This window comes from Candidatus Cloacimonadota bacterium (assembly GCA_011372345.1).
Taxonomy (GTDB): Bacteria; Cloacimonadota; Cloacimonadia; order Cloacimonadales; family TCS61; genus DRTC01.
Genome location: DRTC01000069.1, coordinates 1 through 2,334, shown reverse-complemented (window position 1 = coordinate 2,334; position 2,334 = coordinate 1). Strand labels below are relative to the sequence as shown.

Sequence of the window (2,334 nt, the reverse complement as noted above, 5' to 3'; positions counted from 1 at the left end):
TTCTGTATCTTCATAATTATAACAACCAAAATGTAATTAATTCGAACTTGTTTCCTTCGATAGATTCGTAGATTTAACGGAAGAATTTTTTTTTATTGGAATAAGATAGAAAAAGATTGACCAAAATCTTATCTGAAAGTTTAAAACTTTGCAGGATATTTAGAAAATGAAAATTGAATTTAATGCCAAAGGTTTTGTCGAACTGCAAGGTTCGAAATCTATTCTGAACCGGATCTTAATAATTTCTACTTTTTTTGAATCTTCTTTTAAAATCTATAATTTTTCCCGATGTGATGATCTTAATACAATGGTGGAAAATTTAATGAAAATTGGATTTAGATTTTATTCAGATGAAGATTATCTGATCCTTGTTCCACCTGATAAAATGAAAAGTCCATCTCAATTATTTATCAAGGATTCAGGAACAGGATTCAGGTTTTTACTTTCACGACTCGCTTCTCAAAATGGATTGGAAACAACCATCGATGTCAGTCCGCAACTTCAGAAGAGACCGATAAAACCATTGGTTAAAATTTTGAATCAGTTGGGAGCAGAAATCAATGATGATAGATTTCCGATAACAGTGAAAGGTAAAAAACTGAAAGGCGGGAAAATAGTAATTCCGGCAAATATCAGCAGTCAGTTCATTAGTTCATTACTTCTGATAGCTCCGTGTTATGAACAGGATTTGGAAATCTCTCTAAAAGGAGAAATCGTCTCAAGACCATATATTGAAATGACTCTACAAATCATGAGTGATTTTGGGATTGAATCAGAATTTTCCCTTAATAATAAAATTAAAATTCAGTCAGGTCAGGAATACTTTAATTTATCAGATTTTTACATCGAACCTGATTTTTCTTCTGCCTGTTATTTCTGGGCTTTAGGAACTTTGAGCAATAATAATATTTGCACTTCCAACTGGTATTTGGATTCAGTTCAACCTGATTTCAAATTTTTAGGAATCCTTAAAAAAATGGGTGCTGAGATTTCGGATGAAGATGATCGTATTTGTGTTAAAAGGAAAAAACTTAATGGAATTGAGGTTGAGATGAGAAATATGCCGGATCAGGTTCCGACTTTGGTGGTTTTATCTTTATTTGCAGATTCAAAAACGATCATCAGGAATATCTCACATCTGAGATTTAAAGAATCAGATAGAATTTCTGCTTTACTCAATGAGATAAAGAGAATCGGTGGAAAGATTGAATTCAAGAAGAATTCTTTAATAATTCATCCGCTAACAAAGCCCCCGAAAGATGTTTTTCTCGAAACTTACAATGACCATAGAATAGTGATGGCTTTCTCGATTTTAAAAGCGATCTTTCCTTATATAACCATTAAAAATATGAATTCGGTAACGAAATCTTATCCTGATTTTTTCTTTGATTTAGATTCTATATGCAATATTTCTTGACATAAATTGTCCAAAAAAGATTTATCAGCACTATGAAAAGAAATAGGAAAATCGTTGTTTTGTCGGGAGGTGTTTCGGAGGAAAAGGAAATCTCCGAGATCACTTCCAATGAAATAGCAGCAGCTCTGGAAAAGAAGGATTTTCAAACGATAATTCTCGATCCCTCCCAGTTTTCTTCTTATCTGAAATTGATAGAAAAAATAAATGAGATCAAACCATATATTGTTTTCAATGGACTACACGGTTCTATCGGAGAAAATGGTCAAATCCAATCTTTACTCAAACTTGAAGGAATTCCATTTACAGGTTCCGGTTTCAGAGCAAGTGCGATTTGCATGGATAAATATCTTTCCGGAAAATTAGCAACTACCCTTGAAATAGCTGTTCCCGAAAGATACTTTTATTCCGGGAATGATGATTTTCAGAAAGAATCTATTTTGAAACAGATTGGAATTCCTCTGGTTATCAAACCAAACGATTCCGGTTCATCAGTTGGGATTTCAATCATTGATACTCCGGGAAAAATACAGGAAGCAATGGAAAATGCGTTCAAATTCAGCAACTCCATTCTTTTTGAGAAATATATTGAAGGCAGAGAATTAACGGTCACGATCTTAGGACATAAACCTCTGCCCGTAGTTGAGATCAAACCGAAAAACGGCTGGTATGATTATCGGAACAAATACACCAAAGGTAATACTTCTTATCATGTTCCTGCTGATTTGACAGAAGCAGAAGCCAAAGAAATCCAAAATAATGCTCTTATGATTTTCCGGCTTTTCGGTTGTGAGGTTTATGCGAGAATCGATTTTCGCTATGATGGTGAGCAATTCTATTTCCTGGAAGTTAATACTCTTCCCGGGATGACACCTTTGAGTTTGACACCGATGGCAGCCAAAGAAACAGGATTGGATTTT

At 34.1% G+C, this 2,334-nt stretch carries 2 protein-coding genes; both read left to right on the top strand.

The annotated features are described in order from the left end of the window. Positions 1-166: 166 nt before the first annotated feature. On the top strand, positions 167-1,417 hold the full coding sequence (gene aroA / locus ENL20_01280) for a 3-phosphoshikimate 1-carboxyvinyltransferase (protein HHE37189.1): 1,251 nt from the start codon (positions 167-169) through the stop codon (positions 1,415-1,417). A 32-nt stretch (positions 1,418-1,449) separates the two neighbouring features. Then, positions 1,450-2,334, top strand: an 885-nt coding sequence (locus tag ENL20_01275; protein ID HHE37188.1) for a D-alanine--D-alanine ligase, incomplete at its 3' end; no start/stop codon positions are given.